Here is a 24010-nt window from a genome sequence, read left to right on the forward strand (position 1 = left end):
TTTTTTTTGGTATAATTTTTTACATTATGAAAAAAGAAATTCGCAACAAAGTATTAATAGTTTTAGCGGGACTTAGTTTCATCGGAATTACAGCCGGAGTTGGTATTGGTCTACAGAGATCAGCACTTAACTCGTCCTATCAGTCATTATTTGATAATGATAAGTCCGAAACGAAATTAAACCCGCCAATAAACGATGCTGATTTGGTCGCTGCCATCAGCAATTTTAGTCTAAAACCCGAATGAAGCAAAATTTCAGCTTCACAGGCATTTAAATTACATAACGATAAATTATATGCCTTTAAATTAAGTCAAGCAGTTGATTTTTCAAAAGTTGATAATAAATTTTCTAATTTATTTTTCGATATTCAAGTAACTGAAGAAACAAAGGTTGAGTCAAATTCAATTAGGAACTTGACTGTTTTTGTTTTTGATAAAAAAACAAAAAAAGAAGTAGCAAGTCGTGCTTTTACTGCAAATCTTTCTGGATTTAGTGCTATTGCCAAAGAAGATTTTCTTGAAAATTTCATTGCTGAGTCTTCAAAATATAATCTTGATAAATCACAACTAACTAAAAAGTTTGCTTCAGATTCAATTTTTCCTTCAGCTTTTGCCCTTAAATTTCAAGATCAATTACTAACCAATCTTCGTAAGATTTCTCCTGAAATTTTTGATGCTGCAACTAAAACTCCAGATGGCGTTGCTGCTGGAGTGGCAACTCAGTTTCAGCAAGAATCAACTGGATCTGGAGGAAATGGAGGATTAGGAACTGGTGAAGCATCAGGTGGAGCCGCAGGTGGTTCAACTGGAGGAGCATCTGGCGATGCTGGTTCAGCCGGGTCTGGCACTGGAGCCCAAAATGGTGCATCACAAGATGGTTCAAATCAACCAACCACACCTGAAACCCCTAAAGTTGAAGACACCCCAAAAACCCCTGAAGTTCCTTTAGTTTCTAAATTAAAACCAACAAATCCTAATCTTGAACTTGCACTTAAACAAACTTTAGAATCATTTGGTGGACTTGAATTAATTGCCGCTTCTGGATTACAGAGTTTAATTCCAAATGAGTATACTTTATTACCAGTTACTTCTGAAAAATCACTAGTTAAAATTGATATTGACGATGCAAAAGGTACTGCAAAAATTTGACTAAAATTATTGGATAAATCTAACAAAGAAAAATTAATTGGACTAGAAATTACTGGTCTTAGTTCAGTTGACTCAATTAAAGATAAAATATTTGCAAAAATAAATAAAAATCAAAATAAATATATTAGTCTAAAACCACAAGTTGCGGAATATTTTAGAAAAAATCCTAATCAAAGTATTGCTAAATTAATTTCAGATTATCAAACCAGAAGTTCAGCTGCAGACTCAAAAGTGGCTAAAGTTTTTGAAGAGTATTTAAAAGACAATAATAAAATCAAGCAAGCACTTATGGGTGAGGCGTCAGGTACAGGAACTAATCCTGGTGAAACTGCACCAGCAGTTTCAGCACAACCTGAGTCTCAAGCTGAAGAAGGAACTAAAAGCGAGTTTGAAAAAAAATTAAAAGAACTTAGCTCAAAAGATTCAAAAGCAACCGAAGCAATTAAAACTTATCTAAAAGAAGAATATAATATCGATCTTAAGACAGATCCAACTTCTCCAACCCAACCTGCCGCTGTTCAGACTGCTGTTGCTGCAGTTTCATCTGATGGTGGAGTTCAAGGACAAGAACAACAACAAATGCAGCAACAGCCGCAACAACAGCAACCTCAGCAGCAACAGCCTCAGCAGCAGCAACCACAGCAGCAGCAGCCACAACAACAGCAGCCTCAAGAAGAAACTATTGAACAAATAGCTAAAAAAGATAAAGAATTTTACGCTCCTTATTTTGAAATTTATAATTATCAATTGCCAACTACTCAATCTGAAGGTATATCTGCTTTAGTTACCCCAGATCAATTAGATTTTTGATTTGAAACTAAAGATAACCTTAAAGTTGATGATTATAATTTTGATTTTTCTTTAGATAAAAATCAAGATGAGTCAAGCACAGATAAAACTTTAAAACTTAATGTTAATTTTGAAGCTGATTCTAATTTCAAATTAGAAGTTAGACCTGAAAATGTTCCATTTTTAGATGTTTCTAAAGATATTGTTAGAGAATCTGAAGTTCAAAGTACTGAGCCTAAAACGGTAAATGTTGCTATTGAAGTAACTCCTAGTGCTCCAGAAAAAGATCATTCTTCATATAGATTTACTGGTTGAACATTTCCAATCACAATTAACACAGAAGGTTCTAAAGTTCAAAATGAACTTGAAAAGTTAGTTGGTAATAACCACCAAGGAACCCTAAATAATTCACTTCCTTATCTCTTGTTCCAAAGTGATCTTGATTTTATTTTCAAGACTGCAAAACTTGACTCATGATTTAGTATTTCAGATACTGAAAAAAATAATGCCAAAGCTTATTTAAAATCAACACTAAATCCAATTACTAATGAAATAAGTTTGCAAAAACCTAAAGTTGAAGCTGCTCCAGCTCCAGAACCAGCTCCGGCTACTCCGACACCACCAGCTCCGGCTAACCCAGGTTCAGGTACAGCTGCAACTCCAGCTCCAGGTACATCTACAACTCCAGCGGCTGGTTCATCTGGTTCAGGTAGTTCTACAGCTTCAGCTGGTTCAGTAGATTCTAGCTCATCTTCATCTTCAGGTTCAAGTTCTGGCTCAAGTGCAACAGCCGCTTCATCAACTTCTTCATCTTCAGTAGCAACTACAGCAACACCTTTCCAAGATCCAGCAACCCCTGCTCCAGAAAAAGAACAAACTTTTGCTTTTGGTGATTATTTAATTAATTATCTTGATAAGTTTGAAAAATTTAATAAAGCTCAAGGGCAAAAATTAGCAATATCAAGTCAATATGATGAGAAAAAACGTTCATATAATTTTGTTTTTGAAGTTCGTGACAGCGATAATGACACAATAGCTTCATCAACATTCGGACTTGTTGGTGTTAATAAAAATAATACTGCTCTTAAAACATCACTTGCTTATGGCCCAGATGTCTTCATTGACGGAAGTTCTGGTCTTGATTTTCATGCCCATGAAGGTCAGACAAATTCAATTTTAACTAATATTAGTTCAACAAAAACATCCTTCCAATATAAAGTAAATAATTTTACTGACAATCCTGAACTTGATAAGTTACTTAAAGAAAATGGCTTTTACAACCAAAGAGCCCAAAATGGCAAAGGTATAACAATTAAGCAACCACTTGTTTATAAGTATGATAACCAAGGTTCCGATTATGAATTTGACGGTAACACCAAAAAATTCATTAAAACACGTGGACGCCAAGTTGAAAAATCAACTCTGCAAGAAGGTGTAATGTATTTTGTTTTCAAACCTGAAGATACTATTGCAAAAACAGATAAACTAGTAGATCAGTCATATAAATTATTATCAACTGCCCCAGAAGCACAAAATGGTTCTTTTGGAGCAAGTTATCTTGAACTATTTAGAACTAGTGAGCATAATCTAGACAAAAGCGCACTTTTACAAACACTAAATCTTGGTTGAAGAATTGAAAAAGCCCGTTCTTTAGCAATTGATAAAAATCAAATAGCAACAACAGAACATAATTACCAAACAAAATCATTAGTTGTTTTACGTGATGCTGATCCAGCAAGTACACAAGATCCATCTAAACTTTATGATTATACAAAGCAAACAGCTGAAAATTTTGATCTAGGTGACACTCAAGAAATCACTGAGTCTAAGAAATTGTATGACACTAGTAGTTCAATTGGCACAGGTGGTGTAGCCGCTATAGGAACCGAACAATCTCCAACCGTTAAACCTGAAGACGTAAATGACATTTTCAAAAAATTCATTGAGGCTAAATCCACCGACGGCCAAGGTCAAATTTATCAAGATGGTATTTGGTTTAATCACACAAGACCAAAAGATAATGTTTCACTTGAGTCATTCTTAAATAAAACTTGAATTTTAGAAGTTCGTATTGATAAATCATCCGTTACATTTAGTCTAATTGCCCAAAGAGAGCCAAATCAAGAGCCATATGTTTGAACAAGTCAACTACAGTCAATTTATAAAGACGCTAAACAGAATATTAATCCTGATACCCCAATTGGTGTAATGTTTGGTCGTGGAATTGATTATTCCCAAATTGGTGATCGTATAATTAGTGAGCTTGATTCTTCAGGCAAAGATCGTGAAGGAATAACATTTAAAGCTCTTGCAGTCTTTAAAGGTGAAAAAATGGCCAAAGATGACAAAGCTCGTCTTGAGATCCGTAAAGCCTTTATTGATCAATATTTTAAATAATCAATAATTAATAATTAATAAACACATTGTTAATTTGTTAATAATAAATATTAATATATTTAAATTAAGTCTTTAGTTATTAAATAACTAACTTAAATTAAAAAAGTATACTAAAAAAACCTGGAGGGGTTTTATGCAAAAGAATAAGGCAAAAATATTAATTGGTAGTGCCGCTGCAATTGTACTAATGTCGACGGTCTTTGGAACTGTCGCCGGACTTGCTGCTAAAACTAGATATCGCGGAGTTAATCCTACCCAAGGTGTTGTTAGTCAGCTCGGGCTAATTGATTCGGTAAGTTTTAAGCCAAGCGTTGCTCACTTTACAAGTGATTATAAAACTGTCAAACAAGCACTTTTAGGGGACAAAACTTTTAATGCCAGCAGCACTGAGTTTAGCGATTTTGCTTCAAAATTCAATTTTTTAACTAATAATGGCCGTAGTGTTCTAGCAATTCCCAACAAATACAAAGTTGTCATTGAAAAATTTGAAGCCCAAGATGAACAACAACGGTTTTTCCTTTCCTTTCACCTGGAAGAAACTCTTGAAGATAAAAATGTTGCCCGCTCAGCAACAAAATCAATTTATCTTTCAGTAGTTGATGCCCCAAAGGCTGCACTAGCTCAATTTAGCGATATTGTTGATTCAAATTTTGCTAATTTGACTCCAAGTCCACTTTCTCATTTTTCCTCAAGTTCAGTTAAACCTTTGAGTTTAACTCGTGCTGATGATTTTGCAAAAACATTAAATCAACTTGAGACATTAGAGGAATTTGAGTCTCATTTAAGCAAATTTTTTGACATTCAGGCAATTAAGGCAAAAATTCGTCTTGAAGCCCAAGGCTTTGGCTTTGCCAAAGGTGACTTAGAAGAGCCTTTTGTATTTAGTTTTGTTAAAAATCCTCAAAGTCCAAATGAGTGAGCAACAAGTCTAAATCAACAAGTTCCTGCAGTTCGTTTATATTTAAAAACTGAATTTGGGCCTCAGGCAAAAGCAACACTAGCAGACTATAAACATAAAGATGACTCACTGTTAACTTCAATTGATTTAGTGGCAAGTGATAAGTCTACTTTATTTGCTAATACAAAAGATCTAGCTGCTCAACTTGATGTTAATTTGCTTGATGCTTCTGATTATTATATTGATCCAGATAAGCCTCAGGTTGATCCAACAACTGGAGTTTTACTTCCTTCTCAACTTAGTTTGTTGGATCGTGATTTATTAAGACAACCTTCTAATAAGCCTGTTGATAAATTTTCTTTGTTTCGTTATGATGCAATTAATTTTTACAAACAACTCCAAGAACTTGTAAGTAAACCATCTGCAATTAAAGATATAATTGATGCAAGCTTAACACGTGGACTAACTTTTTCTTTTGGTAAATACGATTTACTTTTTGATAACTTACGCGAGCATCTTGACTATGATTTTTTAGTTTCAAATGCTAAAATTCGTCAAAATTCTGTTTCAAAAAAATTGTTTATTGAGTTGCCAATTAAAATTAAGCTTAAGTCTTCGATTTTTGGTGACACTGGTTCAAATATTAAAACTATTTTGGAAAAAACTGTAAGTTTTAAACTTGATAATTTCCGTGATCAAAAAATCGAAGATGCCCTAGCCAGCCTTTATCCTGAACTTAGCGAGCAACTAAAGCAATTAAAAAATGCCCAAAGTGCCCAAGATGCTGCCCAACAATTAGCTGCTACTTCGCCAATTCAGTCGCAGTGAGCCAGTCAAACTGTTGGTGCAACCAAAGAAAATCCTTATGATATTAGGCAAGGTGCTCCAAAGTCTTATTTACTTTCAAAATACGAAATTAAGCAACTAATTGACCAAGGAGACTATAAAAAACTAATTAGTCTTTTAGCCGATCAAAATAGCTACAATATTGACTTTAAATTAGGTTCAACTCTACAAAGCCAAAATATACAAGTTCCTAGCGACAAGGAAATAGCCAATTTAAATGCAACAATTGACTCAGCTCAGGCTTTAAAAAATGCTGATATTTATTCAGTTTCGACTTCGGCATTTAAAAATCGTGCTTCTTTATTTGCTTATTTCCGTTATCTTTTATCATTAGAACCTAAAGAGGCAATCAAAAAACTTGTTAATATTGGAACCCAAATGGGTCTTGAATTTGAAGGTTACCAAGACTTACCGCTAAATCCAACCTTAGAAGATTTAGCAAAAGTAAAAATTAAAACCAAATTTGATAACTATGAGCACTCCCAAGATTTTCTAAGCCAGCAAGAAGCTGAAGAAAACCAGGACGGGTCTGTTGGAACAAAATTTGGACTCAAGCTTCTTGATTTTAATGGTTATTTTGCTAATGACATTACAAGTCCAAATCAAGGAATGGCTTTATTTTTACCAGCAAGTTTAGATTCTAGCTCAAGTCAGTCAACTTCAGCTGGTTCAGGTACTAGCTCAACCCAAAATACTACAGACTGAAAAGCTGAAATTACTAAAAAACTTGTTAGTGATAAAAACCAGTTAGCAAGTCTACCTTTTGCAATTTGAGACAAAATTATCGGTCAAGAAAAAGCCCAAAACAACGAAGAAAAACTAACATACAAAATTCTTAAAAATTACCAAGATGCAATTAAAATTGCAAAACAACCAGCTTTTTGAAACACTTTAGATGAGACCACTAACCAATCTCAAGTTCCTTTTAAAGATAAAGATTTTAGTAAAATTTCCACTCTTAGTGATTTAGTTTTTGCCTTTTATACTCAGGCAGCCTTAGCTAATAATTGAAATGAGTATCAAGACTCAGGAGCGCGTCCTTCAATTAAATTTGAAATTGAAGATGATGCTGCAACCTCTAAAGATCAAGGTAATATAATTGGTCTAAAAATTAAATATGTTGTTGGCTTTGATGATAATGCTGGTAAGTTTGTTGATGATGTAATTGCCTCAAGTCCGCAGACAATTTTTGTTCGCACATCAGGGCAGTCCGAAGCAGAAGTAAAACAAAAAAATAATTTAGACCAAATGGTTGAAGATGCACCCCTTTCAAGTCAGTCCTTAATTCTTGATGCTGAAAAATTTGGTCATTTACAAATTCTTGCTAATTCAATTTATGACAAGAAAAAACCAGCTCCAGAACCAGAGACTCCAAGACAAGACTCAGGAATCCGTTGAATTGACGACAAAGTTCCAGGCCAGCCTCGCCCAGAAGTTAAAAGACCTGAGATCAATCAAGATGAATTTTTCAAAGGCAAATTAAGACCAGTTGCCGTAGAAGTATCAACCTTCTCTACTCTAGACGAGAGTCCTTATTTTGCGACTCCTTTCCAAGACAGTCCTCAGACTAGTCAAGGTTCAGATTCAACATCTGAGAGTTCAAATGAAGACTTGCAGACTTTAAAACAAAAACTTGAAATTCTTTTAGGTGAGCAATTTAGTAATTATTTTAATAATCTTGATCCAAATATCACTTTTGAAATTGAATCAGTAAAGCAAATCTCACCGGAGGTCTACAGCGTTAGTCTTTCCTTAGTAAAAAATGTTGTGGACGGAAATACAACTACCCGGGTAAAATCAGATAAGAGTCTAACTCTAGTAGTCCACAAACAACAAACAAATATTCCTGAACTAGCAAAGACTCCGGAGGTATCAAATACTAGCTGGGCTAAACAATACAGTCCTGACCAGCCTTTGGCTAATTCAACAACAATTACACTGGAATTTAAAAATCCAATACAGACTGACCCAACTGGTAAGCCAACAAGTCAGTGGCTATCTTCAGTGCCGGTGAGTATTCATCCAGCTGAACTGGCTTTGAGTCCACTGCAGCCGGTGATAGCGCCTGAGTTGAAGAATACAAAATTAGCGGCTCTCACTACTAGAAACTACACTTTCTTCTTTGGGAATGAAAAAAAAGTCAATGATAACCTTAGAATTGCCCAAAATGCTACTAGAGAAGCGTCTAAAATTGAAGTTAAGAATCCAGAATTAATTACTTCTTCACCCGTCCAGATCCCAAATCCTCAGCATCAATTAGTTCAGCTAACATTGAATCCGTTACTGAACCAAAGTGTTGTAGACTTTAAAATAACTGACCTAAAGGTAGAATCACCAACAAAGTTATCATTTACCCTCGAAAGTAGTGATATAAAACGTTTAATTAATGCCCCTATTGAAATAGCAAAAGCGTCAGATTCTTCTACTGATACTTTAGAAAGTCAAGATATAAAAGCTACAAATATTGTAAAAATTAAACCTAAACTAATCTTACAAGGTGCAATAGGTGTTCCTTGAAGCACAATAAAAAAACCCCTTAAGTTCTCAAAACACCTTAACCTAAATGATAAATGATTTGAAAGTCGAATCCCGGAATGATCAAAAAAAGTTGCACATGAGATAAAAGCCCGAGTTTTCCCTGAGATCGGTAAAAACGGTAAAGCTGCCAAAATACAGGGTAACACCTTCCGTAGTTGAGTCAATATCAACGATCCACTTTGGCAACTATTAGAAAAAGACCCTGCTCAAGATCTCTCCGCTTTATCTCTTAAAGTTTTTGACCCTTCAGGTTACTTAAATCAAAGATTAGCTAAAGAAGGAGAGCAAGGCAAAACCCCTACCCCAACCACCAACCTTAATTTATATTCATACCAACTTAATAAAACAAAGGAAGATAAAGTTAGAAAAGGTTGAACAAATGTTCACCCAAATCAATTTGTTAGTCCAGGTGAAAACTTTAAACTTACTAACGATTATTTAAATATTATTTTAAATCAGCCAACTAAAGTTACTTACTATAGTGCAAGTGATTTTGTAAATAATTTATTTAATGATCCAGATAAAAAACCTGAAGAAATTCAAGACAAATACACAAAAACTGTCAAAGAAAAAGTAGGGGCTAATGCTGTTGATTGAGGAACTGCTTATTTGAACTTTTGGTATCCAAAAGAATTAATTCAACAGCAATCAAATATTATTAGTGCTAATTTAACTGATTTATTATTTGTTAATCCTGACGAATTGGAAAAAAACGAAAAAATGATTGCTCCAAATTTAGTTAATTGATGGCCTAATTTCCGAAATTCAGAAACCCCATTTATTAGAACAACTGAAAATACAGATGCAAAAAACAAAGTTCTTCAAAATCCACTTGGTTGAACTCAAGTTCAAGATGGCGGATTTGGCCTTCGGGTAAGAAAAACATTATTTGATCGTGATACTCGTACATTTACACTAACAACAAATATTCCAGTTCCAACCCAAGATTATTCAACTGTTAAAGATACTGATGACTGACGTTTTGTTTTCCAAAACGATAGTGGTCAAATTGCAATGTTAAAAGCAACTCGTTCTACTAAAGATAATACCCCTGGTTATAAAGACAATGGTGCAGTTCAGTTCCAAACAGTAATTCCTGATCATTTCTTTATATCAAACGTTAGATTTGTAGGAATATTCAAACAAGAAGATCAAAAATTAAAATGATTACCAATTATTGATACTGAATATATTATCGATGATCGTTATTTTAAAAACATTACAACTGATCAACTAGACTTAAAAAATGCAAATGCCCGTGGCCTTACCAATAATGCTTTTGGTGAAATCTTCAAAGAATTTAATATTCACAAACCAAGAAAATAACTAAATTTTAATTAAACAAATTAATTTCCCCTTTGAGTTTCAACCAAAGGGGATTTTATTATTTTAAAATTAACCTTTTGCAAAAAAAAAAAAAAATGTTTTGCCTAAGAAAAAATTATGTTATAATAACTATCACTAAGAATGAATTAATAAATTTTGATATTGAATTAAGTGGAATTATTATGTTTTTCCCGAGTTTCCCAGTTTCATAAGGTAATTTTAAAAAAGCATCTGGTTTCCCGAGTTTCCCAGTTTGGTGAGGTAATTTTAAAAAAGTATCCAGTTTTAGGGACTTTTTTAAGTTTTTGGAAAAATTTAATTACAATTTTTTTACTGATTTATTAACACATCATGGTAAAAATCATACCTATTTCAAATATTCGGATCACTAGGAACACCATCGCGATTTTTAAATGTTATTTGCTGATCTAAAGTGTTAAATTCAACCCTTTGCCTTAATTTTTGCAACATTGTTACTAAACCAACTTCAGTTAATTGACTGTTTTCAAATAATTTTTTATCAGCAATATGTTTGTTGATTTTAAATATTATAGTTTTTAAAATAACTAGTGAGATAAAACACAAAAGTGTGTGAGCTAGAATATGCTCGTCAATTCTTAAAAATACGGGGCGAATATTCAATAAACCTTTTAGACTTCTAAAATTAGCTTCAATATTCCACTGTTTTTGGTATTTTCCAACTATGTCTAAAACATTCAAATTTAGTATATTTGTTTCATAAACATAGTAGCCATCAAATTGTTTGTCTTTGTCAATTTTGCTTTGATCCAATTCAAATTTCATGTTTGAAATTTCCTTAAAATATTTAGGTTTTTTACCAAACAATTTGTTTACTTCAATAAAACCGTCTTTATTTTGTTTTTTAATAAAACTTTGGATTTGCTCCTCGCGAGCTTTTCTGTCTTTTATCGCTCTTTTTGTACTGTAAGTAATAATTCTTCTTCTAATATTTTCGGTGTATCTTTTATTCTTATAAGATGAATAAAATTCTTCTTTTTTATACTTAAAATCCGCGCTTACATTAACATAATCGCTTGGATCTAGTAAATAATTTTTAAATTTTTGAGTCCCTACCTTTGCATGATAAGAAATAATGAAATTATAGTTTCTTGATTCAAGAAATCGAATATTTGCAGCAGTTGACATACCACGATCAGCGATTATTGTCATATTTTTTATATTATATTTGGATTCAACATCTAATACAAAAGGGATTAATGTACTAGAATCGCCGGTATTTCCTTTAAAAACTTTAATATGAAAAGGAATACCATTTTTATCACACGCTAAGCCAATGACAATTTGATCTTCTTTGAATTTAGCATCTTTAGAATAACCAGGAATTCTTAATCCATTTCTTTCAAATGTCTCAAAATAGACTGTTGATGAGTCAAAATAAAATTCACTGTCCCTTTTTCCAAGTTCACTTGTTACCATTTTATTAAGACTGTCTAAAAGTTGATTTTGTGACTCAAAAACAAGATCTAAGAGTCTATAAAAGCTATTTTTGGAAGTATTTATTTGATTTGAGTAGTCATCCTTTTTATCAAAAGCATTAATAATGCTGCCAGGATCGGTGATCCGTTTTGAAATTAAGTAGTTAAAAATTTCTTTCATATTTTTATGTCTACTTTTAGGAAGTGATTCAAAAATATTGTGCTTTTCAATAAGTTTTTCAATTAATTCCCCGCCAACAAAAACCGAACCTTCGATTATGGTGGAATTTTTAATAGAATCAAGTAAAGCAATCTTGACTTTATGCATGTCATCTAAATTTGAAAACAATTTCAATTTTTCTTTGATAATTTGAATAGCATTTGGATTAATTTTTTCCAAATTTTGCACATTTCCTAAACTAAATCACCGTTTTGGAGATTTGCCATAACCTTGTGTTCAGCCAACATATTTATATAGTTTATCTTTCGAGTTTCCTCAAACATTAAATAAAACCAAATTTTGCTTTTTCATAATTTATAATTATACCATAAAAATTAATTTAAAAATGTAATTAAACGGAATTAATAAAAAATAAGGTTTTACAGTAAAAAAACACCGATTTACGGGTATTTTTGCTTATTCGCATTCACTAAAAAGTGAATTTTTGCCTTCAAACTGGGAAACTCAGGAAAAAAAAAAAAAATGTTTTGCCTAAGAAAAAATTATGTTATAATAACTATCACTAAGAATGAATTAATAAATTTTGATATTGAATTAAGTGGAATTATTATGTTTTTCCCGAGTTTCCCAGTTTCATAAGGTAATTTTAAAAAAGCATCTGGTTTTAGGCAGTTTTTTAAGTTTTTTGGTAAAAGTTACTTACAATTTTTTTTAGTGATTTATTAAGATATCAAAGTAAAAATCATACCTATTTCAAATATTCGGATCACTAGGAACACCATCTCGATTTTTAAATGTTATTTGCTGATCTAAAGTGTTAAATTCAACCCTTTGCCTTAATTTTTGCAACATCGTTACTAGACCAACTTCAGTTAATTGATTGTTTTGAAATAACTTGTTATCACTAATATGTTTGTTGATTTTAAATATTATAGTTTTTAAAATAACTAGCGAGATAAAACACAAAAGTGTATGAGCTAGAATGTGCTCGTCAATTCTTAAAAATACGGGCCGAATATTCAACAAACCTTTTAGACTTCTAAAATTAGCTTCAATATTCCACTGTTTTTGGTATTTTTCAACTATGTCTAAGACATTTGAATTTAGTATATTTGTTTCATAAACATAGTAACCATCAAATTGTTTGTCTTTGTCAATTTTACTTTGATCTAATTCAAATTTCATGTTTGAAATTTCCTTAAAATATTTAGGTTTTTTACCAAACAATTTGTTTACTTCAATAAAACCGTCTTTATTTTGTTTTTTAATAAAACTTTCGATTTGCTCTTCACGAGCTTTTCTGTCTTTTATCGCTCTTTTTGTACTGTAAGTAATAATTCTTCTTCTAATATTTTCAGTGTATCTTTTATTTTTATAAGATGAATAAAATTCTTCTTTTTTATACTTAAAATCCGCATTTACATCAACATAATCCCTTGGATCTAGTAAATAATTTTTGAATTTTTGAGTCCCTACCTTTGCACGATATGAAATAATAAAATTATAGTTTCTTGATTCAAGAAATCGAATATTTGCAGCAGTTGACATGCCGCGATCAGCGATTATTGTCATATTTTTGATATTATATTTGGATTCAACATCTAATACAAAAGGGATTAATGTACTAGAATCGCCGGTATTTCCTTTAAAAACTTTAATATGAAAAGGAATACCATTTTTATCACACGCTAAGCCAATGACAATTTGGTCTTCTTTGAATTTAGCATCTTTAGAATAGCCAGGAATTCTTAATCCATTTCTTTCAAATGTCTCAAAATAGATTGTTGATGAGTCAAAATAAAATTCACTGTCCCTTTTTCCAAGTTCACTCGTTACCATTTTATTAAGACTGTCTAAAAGTTGATTTTGTGACTCAAAAACAAGATCTAAGAGTCTATAAAAGCTATTTTTGGAAGTATTTATTTGATTTGAGTAGTCATCCTTTTTATCAAAAGCATTAATAATGCTGCCAGGATCGGTGATCCGTTTTGAAATTAAGTAGTTAAAAATTTCTTTCATATTTTTATGTCTACTTTTAGGAAGTGATTCAAAAATATTGTGCTTTTCAATAAGTTTTTCAATTAATTCCCCGCCAACAAAAACCGAACCTTCGATTATGGTGGAATTTTTAATAGAATCAAGTAAAGCAATCTTGACTTTATGCATGTCATCTAAATTTGAAAACAATTTCAATTTTTCTTTGATAATTTGAATAGCATTTGGATTAATTTTTTCCAAATTTTGCACATTTCCTAAACTAAATCACCGTTTTGGAGATTTGCCATAACCTTGTGTTCAGCCAACATATTTATATAGTTTATCTTTCGAGTTTCCTCAAACATTAAATAAAACCAAATTTTGCTTTTTCATAATTTATAATTATACCATAAAAATTAATTTAAAAATGTAATTAAACGGAATTAATAAAAAATAAGGTTTTACAGTAAAAAAACACCGATTTACGGGTATTTTTGCTTATTCGCATTCACTAAAAAGTGAATTTTTGCCTTCAAACTGGGAAACTCAGGAAAAAAGATGAAATTTTACCTTAAAAAAGCAAAATTATGAAATTTTTAAACTACTTTTTTAGTTCAAAACACTGACAAAAATCATAAAAAACAACTACTATTTAAACTCAATGCAAAAAGAAAACTCGTTTTTACTTACACTGAGCCTAAAAAAATATATGAAGTTTTGAAAGAACTGAAAAAAAATAATTAAAAGCCCTAAATTTATAGATTTCTAAACGGTTAAATTTAAGGTATTCCATCATATTTAAAAATATAATGGATAATTCGCATTTTCTGATTTTTTTATGACAAAAACATAATTGATTCCCCCTTAATTCAATATCCAAATTTATTAATTATTCTTAGTGAGAGTTATTATAACAGAAATTTTTTTTAGACCAAGCATTTTTTTTTTTTTTTGCAAAAGGTTAATTTTAAAATAATAAAAAACCCCTTTTGGTTAAAACTCAAAGGGGTAGTTTATTTGTGTTTAATTAATTAGTTTAATTTATTTATTGAATTAAGATTGTTTTTTTCTATGAATGTTAAATTCTTTGAATACATCTCCAAAGGCATTATTAGTAAATCCACGGCCACGGGCTTTCTTAAGATCTAAAGGATCAGAAATAATATTACCAAAATAACGGTCATCAACTACATATTCAGTGTCAATAATTGGTAGTCATTTTAGTTTTTTATCTTCTTGTTTGAATATTCCAGCAAATCTGACATTTGTTGAGAAAAAATGTTCAGGAATTACTGTTTCAAATTGAATTCAACCTTTATCCTTATAGTGAGGATTTTTTGAGCCTTGTTTTAGCATATTAGCTTTGAGCATTGCAATTTGATTATTATCGTTTTGGAAAACAAAACGTCAGTCATCAGTGTCTTTGACATCTTGATAGTAGTCTTGGGTTGGAATTGGCAGATTTGTTGTAAGTGTAAAAGTACGAGTATCGCGATTAAATGCAGTTTTTTGAACTTTGAGTGGATAGCCACCGTCATGAATTTGGGTTCAACCTTGCGGTAAAAGGTTAACTTTTTTGTAGGCTTCTTCGTTATGTTTTGTGCGAATTTCGGCAACTTCTGAATTTTGAAAGTTAGGCCACCAATTAGTAAAATTCGGGGCAATCATTTTTATATTTTTTTCCAGTTCATCTGGATCAACAAACAGTAAGTCATTTAAATTAGCACTTATTATATTTGATTGTTCTTGAATTAGTTTTCTTGGATACCAAAGGTTAAAATAAGCACTTCCTCAATCGGCGGCATTAGCTCCTACTTTTTCTTTAACATTATCAGTGTATTTGTCATTAATATCTTCTTGTTTTTGATCAGGATCATTAAATAAATCAGTAATAAAATCACTTGCATTATAAAAAGTAACTTTTGTTGGTTGATTTGTAATAATATTTAAATAGTTATTAGGCAAGCTAAAATTATTATTGCCAAAATTTGCCTGACTTGGGTGTTGGTTAGTTCAACCTTTACGAGTTGATTGTTCTTTTGTTTGATTAAGTCGATAAGAATAAAGATCAACATTTGTTGCTGATTTAGAATATAATTTTTGGTATAAATAACCATCAGGATCAAAAACTTTAAATGACAGACTAGTTAGACTTTGAACCTGAGGTACAGGAAACATATCAACAAGTGGATCAAAAAGAGGTTGGACTTGGAGGTAAGGAACTTGGGCGGATTGAGAATTGCCAGCATTTACTTTTATTGCACGCCAACCATAGACAAAAAAGGTTGAATCTTTAACTTTAGATACATCAAAGTTTGTTGGGTCATGTAAATTTTTTTTAGCAGCAAAAACTACTTCAGAAGTACTCCATGGCACCCCAACAGTCCGCTCAACAATAAATTTTGGTTGAATAAAGGTAATTGTTGAAGTTTCTTTGTTTGATTGCGCATCTGTGTGTGTGTGTGTGTGTGTGTCGGATTCTGAATTATCTTGACTTAGAATGTTATGAACTCTCATTGATTCAAGATCAAATTTTTTGTCAGATAGTTCAGAAGCTATTTCAATTGGCGCATTAATTAGCCTTTTAATATTTGAACTTTCTAAGTCAAACTTTAGGGTATTATTATTAATCAATTGGAGATTTGCAACTTTGACTTCAGAGTTAGTGTTTGTTGAAGCATTTAGTGTCAATTTAATTGGCGAATGGTTTGAATTTTGAATATGAGCTAAAGACAAAATATGCGCCTTAGTTGTTTCATGTCTTTTATAAGCATCAACTATAGGACTTATGAGTTTAGATACAGACTCAGAAACCTTGCCTCTTAGGCTTGTGATGATTTGATTTAGTTGTTCTTTTTTTGAGAGAGCTTGTTTTAAGGCTTCCAAAGTGGGAGGTTCTATTAAACTAGTAATTTCTAAACGCGAAAGAATCTCATTCGCTACTGCTTCGTCAAGAACATCGGCCTGAGGAGAAATGTTTATTAAAGCTGGATGAATTGTCACAGGTACTGAAGACAACCACTGACTTGTTGGCTTACCGGTGGCATCAACCTGTATTGGATTTTTAAATTCAAGAGTTATTGTTGTTGAATTTGCCAAAGGCTGGTTAGGATTGTATTGTTTAGCTCAGGAAGTATTTGAAACCTCCGGACTTTTTGCTAATTCAGGAATGTTGTCTTGTTGTTTGTGTACTATCAGTGTTAGACTTTTATCTGATTTAACTCTGGTAGTTGTATTTCCGTCTACAACATTTTTTACTAATGAAAGACTAACACTGTAGACTTGCGGTGAGACTTCTTTGACTGAATCAATTTCAAAACTAATGTTTGGATCAAGTTTATTAAAATAATCACTAAATTGCTCACCTAAAAGAATTTCGAGTTTTTGTTTTAGACTTTGTAAGTCTTCATTTGAACTCTGGCTTGAGTCAGGAGCTGGACTAGTCTGGGAATTGTCCTGGAAAGGACTAGCAAAATAAGGACTCTCGTCTAGAGAAGAGAAGGTTGATACCTCTACGGCAACTGGTCTTAGTTTGCCTTTGAAAAATTCATCTTGATTGATCTCAGGTCTTTTTACCTCTGGACGTGTTTGACCTGGGACTTTGTCATCGATTCAGCGGATATTATCTGGATTTCTTGGAGCTTCTGGTTCTGGAGCTGGTTTTTTCTTGTCATAAATTGAATTAGCAAGAATTTGTAAATGACCAAATTTTTCAGCATCAAGAATTAAGGACTGACTTGAAAGTGGCGCATCTTCAACCATTTGGTCTAAATTATTTTTTTGTTTTACTTCTGCTTCTGACTGCCCTGATGTGCGAACAAAAATTGTCTGCGGACTTGAGGCAATTACATCATCAACAAACTTACCAGCATTATCATCAAAGCCAACAACATATTTAATTTTTAGACCAATTATATTACCTTGATCTTTAGAGGTTGCAGCATCATCTTCAATTTCAAATTTAATTGAAGGACGTGCTCCTGAGTCTTGATACTCATTTCAATTATTAGCTAAGGCTGCCTGAGTATAAAAGGCAAAAACTAAATCACTAAGAGTTGAGATTTTGCTAAAATTCTGATCTTTAAAAGGAACTTGAGGATTATTATCAGAATCAACAGTATTTCAAAAAGCTGGTTGTTTAGCAATTTTAATTGCTTCTTGGTAGTTTTTAAGAATTTTGTATGTTAGTTTTTTATCATTTTCTTGTTGTTTTTCTTGGCCAATAATTTTGTCTCAAATCGCAAAAGGTAAGCTTGCTAATTGGTTTTTATCACTAACAAGTTTATTTGCAATTTCAGCTTTTCAATCTGGAGTGGTTGAGTTTGAACCACCTGAAGTTGATTGACTTGAGTTAAAATCTAGACTTGCTGGTAAAAATAAAGCCATTCCTTGATTTGGGCTTGTGATGTCATTAGCAAAATAACCATTAAAATCAAGAAGTTTGAGTCCAAATTTTGTTCCCACAAAATCGTCTTGGTTTAGGTCGGCATCTTGCTCACTTAGAAAATCTCGGGAGTGCTCGTAGTTATCAAATTTGGTTTTAATTTTTACTTTTGCTAAATCTTCTAAAGTTGGATTTAGTGGCAAGTCCTGATAGCCTTCAAATTCAAGACCCATTTGGATTCCAATATTAACAAGTTTTTTGATCGCCTCTTTAGGATCTAATGATAAAAGGTAACGGAAATAAGCAAATAAAGAAGCACGATTTTTAAATGCTGAAGTTGAAACTGAATAAATATCAGCATTTTTTAATGCCTGAGCTGAGTCAATTGTTGCATTTAAATTGGCTATTTCTGTCTCAGTCGGAACTTGTATGTTTTGGCTTTGTAGAGTTGAACCTAATTTAAAATCAATATTGTAAGAATTTGGATCACTAAAGAGACTAATTAGTTTTTTATAGTCTCCTTGGTCGATTAATTGTTTAATTTCGTATTTTGAAAGTAAATAAGACTTTGAAATACCTTGGGCAAGATCATAAGGATTTTCTTTGGTTACACCTTGGGTTTGGGCAGCTGACTGAGACGGAATTGGGGAAATAGCAGCTAGTTGTTGGGTAGCATCTTGGGTGCTTTGGGCATCTTTTAATTGTTTTAGTTGCTCGCTAAGTTCAGGATAGAGACTGGCTAGGGCATCTTCGATTTTTTGATCACGGAAATTATCAAGTTTAAAACTTACAGTTTTTTCTAAAATAGTTTTAATATTTGAACCAGTGTCGCCAAAAATTGAAGATTTGAGCTTAATTTTGATTGGCAGTTCAATAAATAATTTGCTTGAGACTGAGTTTTGACGGATTTTAGCATTTGAAACTAAAAAGTCATAATCAAGATGCTCGCGTAAATTATCAAAAAGTAAATCGTATTTACCAAAAGAAAAAGTCAGACCACGTGTTAGGCTGGCATCAATTATATCTTTAATTGCAGATGGCTTACTTACAAGTTCTTGGAGTTGTTTGTAAAAATTAATTGCATCATAACGAAACAAAGAAAATTTATCAACTAACTTATCAGAAGCTTTTCTTAATAAATCACGTTGGAACAAACTGAGCGATGAAGGAAGTAAAACTCCAGTTGAAGGATCAACCTGAGGCTTTTCTGGATCAATATAATAATCAGAAGCATCAAGCAAATTAACATCGAGTTGATCACTTAGATCTTTGGTATTAGCAAATAAAGTAGACTTATCGCTTGCGACTAAATCAATTGAAGTTAAAAATGACTCATCTTTATGTTTATAGTTAGCTAGTGTCGCTTTTGCCTGAGGTCCAAATTCAGTTTTTAAATATAAACGAACCGCAGGGACTTGTTGATTTAGACTTGTAGCTCACTCATTTGAGTTTTGTGGATTTTTAACAAAACTAAATACAAAAGGCTCTTCTAAGTCACCTTTGGCAAAGCCAAAGCCTTGGGGTTCAAGACGAATTTTTGCTTTTATTGCCTGAATGTCAAAAAATTTACTTAAATGAGACTCAAATTCCTCTAGTGAGTCAAATTGATTTAATGTTTTTGCAAAATCATCAGCACGAGTTAGAGCTAAAGGCCTAACTGAACTTGAGGAAAAATGAGAAAGAGGACTTGGAGTCAAATTAGCAAAATTTGAGTCAACAATACCACTAAATTGAGCTAGTGCCGCCTTTGGGGCATCAACTACTGAAAGGTAAATTGACTTTGTTGCTGAGCGGGCAACATTTTTGTCTTCAAGAGTTTCTTCCAAATGAAAGGAAAGGAAAAAACGCTGTTGTTCATCTTGGGCTTCAAATTTTTCAATAACAACTTTGTATTTGTTTGGGATTGCCAGAACACTACGGCCATTATTAGTTAAAAAATTGAATTTTGATGCAAAGTCGCTAAACTCAGAGCTGTTAGCATTAAAAGTTTTGTCCCCTAAAAGAGCTTGTTTGACAGTTTTATAATCACTTGTAAAGTGAGCAACACTTGGCTTAAAACTTACTGAATCAATTAGTCCGAGCTGACTAACAACACCTTGGGTAGGATTAACTCCGCGATATTTAGTTTTAGCAGCAAGTCCGGCGACAGTTCCAAAGACCGTCGACATTAGTACAATTGCAGCGGCACTACCAATTAATATTTTTGCCTTATTCTTTTGCATAAAACCCTCCTGATTTTTCCATTTTTATCATTTTTATCATTTTGTACTAAAAGAATTATACTAAATTTAAAATTTATTTTTACTTAATTTTAAAATTTTTTTTCAATTAATTAAAATACAATCAATAAAAGTTTATGATAGTTTTCCCAAGTTTCACAGTTTGATGAGATAATCCTAAAAAGGTTTCCGGTTTTAGGGATTTTTTTAACTTTTTTGGCAAACTCAGGAAAAATAACTATCAAGGCAAAAACACTGAATTTTAAATCTAACACTCACAAACAAAAATCTACTTATTAATCAAACAAGGCAAACTAAAAAAGTAAAATTTTAACTTAAAAGGTAAAATTATGAAATTTCTAAACTACTTTTTTAGTTTAAAACACTAACAAAAATCATAAAAAAATATAACTGCTATTTAAACTCAATTTAAATAGAAAACTCGTTTTTATTTAAATTGAGCCTAAAAAAATATGTGAAGTTTTGAAAGAGCCATAAGAAAAAGCCTTAAATTTGTAGATTTCTAAACGGTTAAATTTAAGGCATTGCATCATGTTTAAAAACATAATGGAAAATTCGCACTGTCTGATTTTTTAGACAAAAACATAACTAATTCCTCCTTAATTCAATATCAAAATTTATTAATTCATTCTTAGTGTCTTTATTATAACAGAAATTTTTTTTAGACCAAGCATTTTTTTTTTTTTTTGCAAAAGGTTAATTTTAAGGCATTTTACCACATTTAAAAGCATAGTGCAAAAATTTGCATTGGCTAATTTTTTATGGCAAAAAACATAACTAATTCATCCCTTAATTCAATATAAAATTTATTAATTCATTCTTAGTGAGTCTATTATAACGAAATTTTTTTTATAAACCAAGAAACTTTTCTAAAATTACCTTGTCAAACTGGGAAACTCGGGAAAATTAATGTTTAATTATTTATATTATAGACTAAAGCAGTAAAAAAGTACCATAAATGGTACTTATATTTAAGAATTGCATTTTCATTCCTTTAGGTTTTTGAGCATAGAAAAAGCGACTAAGATTTTTATTTCTTAATTGCCTTTAGTATTATATTTTTTTGTTAATAAATCATTCCAAGCTATTTTGTGTTCTGCATTTATTTCTGGATGAGTTTGTATGTTGTGAATATACCTTTGTATAAATAAATCTGTATTATCTAACAATCTTAAATAATATTTTAAGGTCGGAAATACACCATTTATAATTACTTGACACCCATGTTCCGTTTTGATTTTTTCAACTAAATCATGAATTATTTCTAATTCATCATCTTTAGGAGCCAATGTACTTAATATATAATACCTTTGTATTGTTGTATTACAAAACTTTTTATAGGCATCATCTACCATTATATAGTCAGGTGCTATATCAAACTTTACTTCTACAACTTCATATAAACTTCCATCGTTGTTTATAACTGCAATATCGCCAGCATTTCAACTACTTCTATCAGAACTATAATGAGATGATATTTGCTGTAAAAATTTATCGTCAAATCTTTTTAACTCTTTAGTTATACATTCATACACACTGTATAGTGCAACTACTGGCAATATGGAAGCTCCTCTACTTTTATAACTATAATAAAAATGTTTTTCTAACAAATCTATTATCTCATTTATACTCAAACTCGATTCTCTTTCTACCGGGTTTATCACTCTAACAGATTTAAGTTCCCTTGCTTTTATGCTTAAATGAAAGATTCCCATTAAATAATTTTGTGGCTTAGCTCCATTCTCTTCGATATCATTTAAAATCTTTAAGAAAGCGTCTTTAACCACTTTATCATTTATCTTACCTGGAAAGTCTAAGTTGTATGGTATATTCTGTTCAAGACTTCTTGTTAGTCATCCTGACTCTTTCATTGCTCCTAAGAACTGCTTCTGTTTCATAAATGGAGTAATGTATTTAGTATCAAAACTTCTTCCGCTATAACCATTGTCCATATTTGCCTGATGTAATCTAATATCTTGTTCCATATGCAAACATTTATATACTAAACTTGTAACTAAGACAGTATATACACCTTTTAAGGTTTCCTCTTTTTCAACAATTGACTTAATATAATTTTTCTGAGTATCTGTTAAATCAATTTCATCTAAGGACTTAATTGACAAACTGTCATTATATGTTTTTTCTAAAAACTCACTCACATTCACTTCATTGCCCTCACTTCCATTCCAAAATTGATTTATTACTTCTTTAGCAACATTTCTTATCATTGGTACACAAACGCTATTCCCTATTCTTTCATACAATTTCGCTTTTGTCCCAACCTTTATAAAGTCATTTGGAAATCCCATAAACTTATAACATTCATTAAGTGTCAGTTTTCTAACTTTACCATCAACATAAATAAAATATCTTCCGCTTTGCTCTTGAGAAGTAATTGTTGGATGTATTCCCTCAGCAGAATAAATTCTGTTTGGTTGTTTATGAGCTCTTGATAAATATTCTGTTCCTTTTCTTACTCCAATTGTGCGAATTTTTTTATTTCGATACCCACAAAAAATAAGCCCTGATTTTTGCATCTTAATTTTTTCTGTTTCTATTAAAGTGTAGTCTGTTTCATCTAAGTATTCAAACTCACCCTGTTTATCAAGAAATTCATACATTGAACTAACTTTATGTTTCTGTATATCACTAAAATCAAATACCTTACCCTCTTTATTTCCGACTATTATTATTCTTTCTCTATTTTGAGGTACACCAAAGTCTTTAGCATTCAAAACTTTATATGAAACAGAATATCCTAATTCATTCAAAGTTTTTATCATTATAAATAGAGTATTTCCTTTATCGTGTTTTTCTAAATTTTGAACATTTTCTAAAATAAATGCTTTAGGTTGTTTTTCCTTTAATACTCTGCAAATATCGAAAAACAAAGTTCCTCTTACTCTGTCCTCAAAACCTTTTTGCTTTCCACTAATTGAAAAAGCTTGACAAGGAAATCCTGCACAAAGAATATCAAAATTAGGCAATGTATCTGGATTTAATTGTGTAATATCACATTTAGAATTATCGCCAAAATTAGCTTTGTACATTTCTATTGCATGTTCGTCTACTTCACTACTAAATACACATTCTAATCCCAACTCTTCAAGTGCTAACCTAAATCCGCCTATTCCTGAAAATAAATCTATAAATTTAAGATTCTTACTCATTTTAAATCTTCGTATCCCTTATTATTTCAACCACATCTTCAATTTTACAATCTAGTGCGGTACATATTTTTACTATCGTTTCTAAACTTACACTCTCATCTTTTCCCATTCTAGCTACAATATTGCTACTAATACCAGAAGCTTTTTTCAAATCTTCTTTATTCATTTTTCGTTCAACTAACATATGCCATAATGGTTTATAGGAAATTTTCATCTTCTCTCTCCAAATTACTATATTTTGTATATTATATCACATTATTGCAAGTTTTTCACTCTTTATCGGTATTTTATGTAAATAAAAAATCCGTTAAATTCACTTTAACAAATGCATTTATAATTATATTTATTCTAACATTTCAGTCAACATATTTATATATTGCCGAGTTTCCCAGTTTTAAGGCAAAATTTCACTTTTTAGTGAATATAAATATGAAAAAACACCCGTAATAAACCAGGACAAAAAAGCCAACGCCTTAGTGTTAATTTTTTTGTCCTGGTTTAGTTTTTCGCGCTTTTTAACTTTTTTGGCAAACTCAGGAAAAATAACTATCAAGGCAAAAACTCTGAATTTTCAATCTAACACTCACGAATGCAAAATCTAGTTATTAATAAAATAAGGCAAACTAAAAAAGCTAAAATTTTACCTTAAAAAGCAAAAT

The 24010-nt window shown here is 31.4% G+C and carries 7 protein-coding genes; 2 read left to right on the forward strand and 5 right to left on the reverse strand.

Going from position 1 to position 24010, the window contains the following annotated elements:
• The first annotated feature begins 26 nt into the window (after nt 1-26).
• Nucleotides 27-4334, forward strand: coding sequence for a P110/LppT family adhesin N-terminal domain (locus V3249_RS01545; protein ID WP_341517614.1), 4308 nt, complete (start codon nt 27-29; stop codon nt 4332-4334).
• Between the two features lie 133 nt (nt 4335-4467).
• Entirely contained in the window at nt 4468-9942 is a 5475-nt protein-coding gene (locus V3249_RS01550) for a P97 family adhesin (protein WP_341517615.1), read from the forward strand.
• Between the two features lie 330 nt (nt 9943-10272).
• Here the strand turns inward: V3249_RS01550 and V3249_RS01555 are convergent, their stop codons facing one another.
• From V3249_RS01555 to V3249_RS01575, 5 genes are all read right to left on the reverse strand, one after another.
• Nucleotides 10273-11931, reverse strand: coding sequence for an IS1634 family transposase (locus V3249_RS01555; RefSeq protein ID WP_341517431.1), 1659 nt, complete (start codon nt 11929-11931; stop codon nt 10273-10275).
• A gap of 360 nt (nt 11932-12291) precedes the next feature.
• Entirely contained in the window at nt 12292-13950 is a 1659-nt protein-coding gene (locus V3249_RS01560) for an IS1634 family transposase (RefSeq protein WP_341517616.1), read from the reverse strand.
• Nucleotides 13951-14610: 660 nt separating this feature from the next.
• Nucleotides 14611-20163 (reverse strand): P97 family adhesin, encoded by a 5553-nt coding sequence (locus V3249_RS01565; RefSeq protein WP_341517617.1) that lies wholly within the window; start codon nt 20161-20163, stop codon nt 14611-14613.
• Nucleotides 20164-21218: 1055 nt separating this feature from the next.
• A complete protein-coding gene (dcm, locus tag V3249_RS01570; protein ID WP_337897117.1) occupies nt 21219-23351 on the reverse strand; it encodes a DNA cytosine methyltransferase in 2133 nt (710 codons plus the stop codon).
• Nucleotide 23352: 1 nt separating this feature from the next.
• Complete coding sequence (locus V3249_RS01575) at nt 23353-23565, reverse strand: helix-turn-helix domain-containing protein (protein WP_303466478.1); 213 nt, start codon at nt 23563-23565, stop codon at nt 23353-23355.
• Between the last annotated feature and the right edge of the window lie 445 nt (nt 23566-24010).

Origin of the sequence: Mesomycoplasma ovipneumoniae (genome assembly GCF_038095995.1) — a bacterium.
Classification (GTDB): Bacteria; Bacillota_I; Bacilli_A; order Mycoplasmatales; family Metamycoplasmataceae; genus Mesomycoplasma; species Mesomycoplasma ovipneumoniae_F.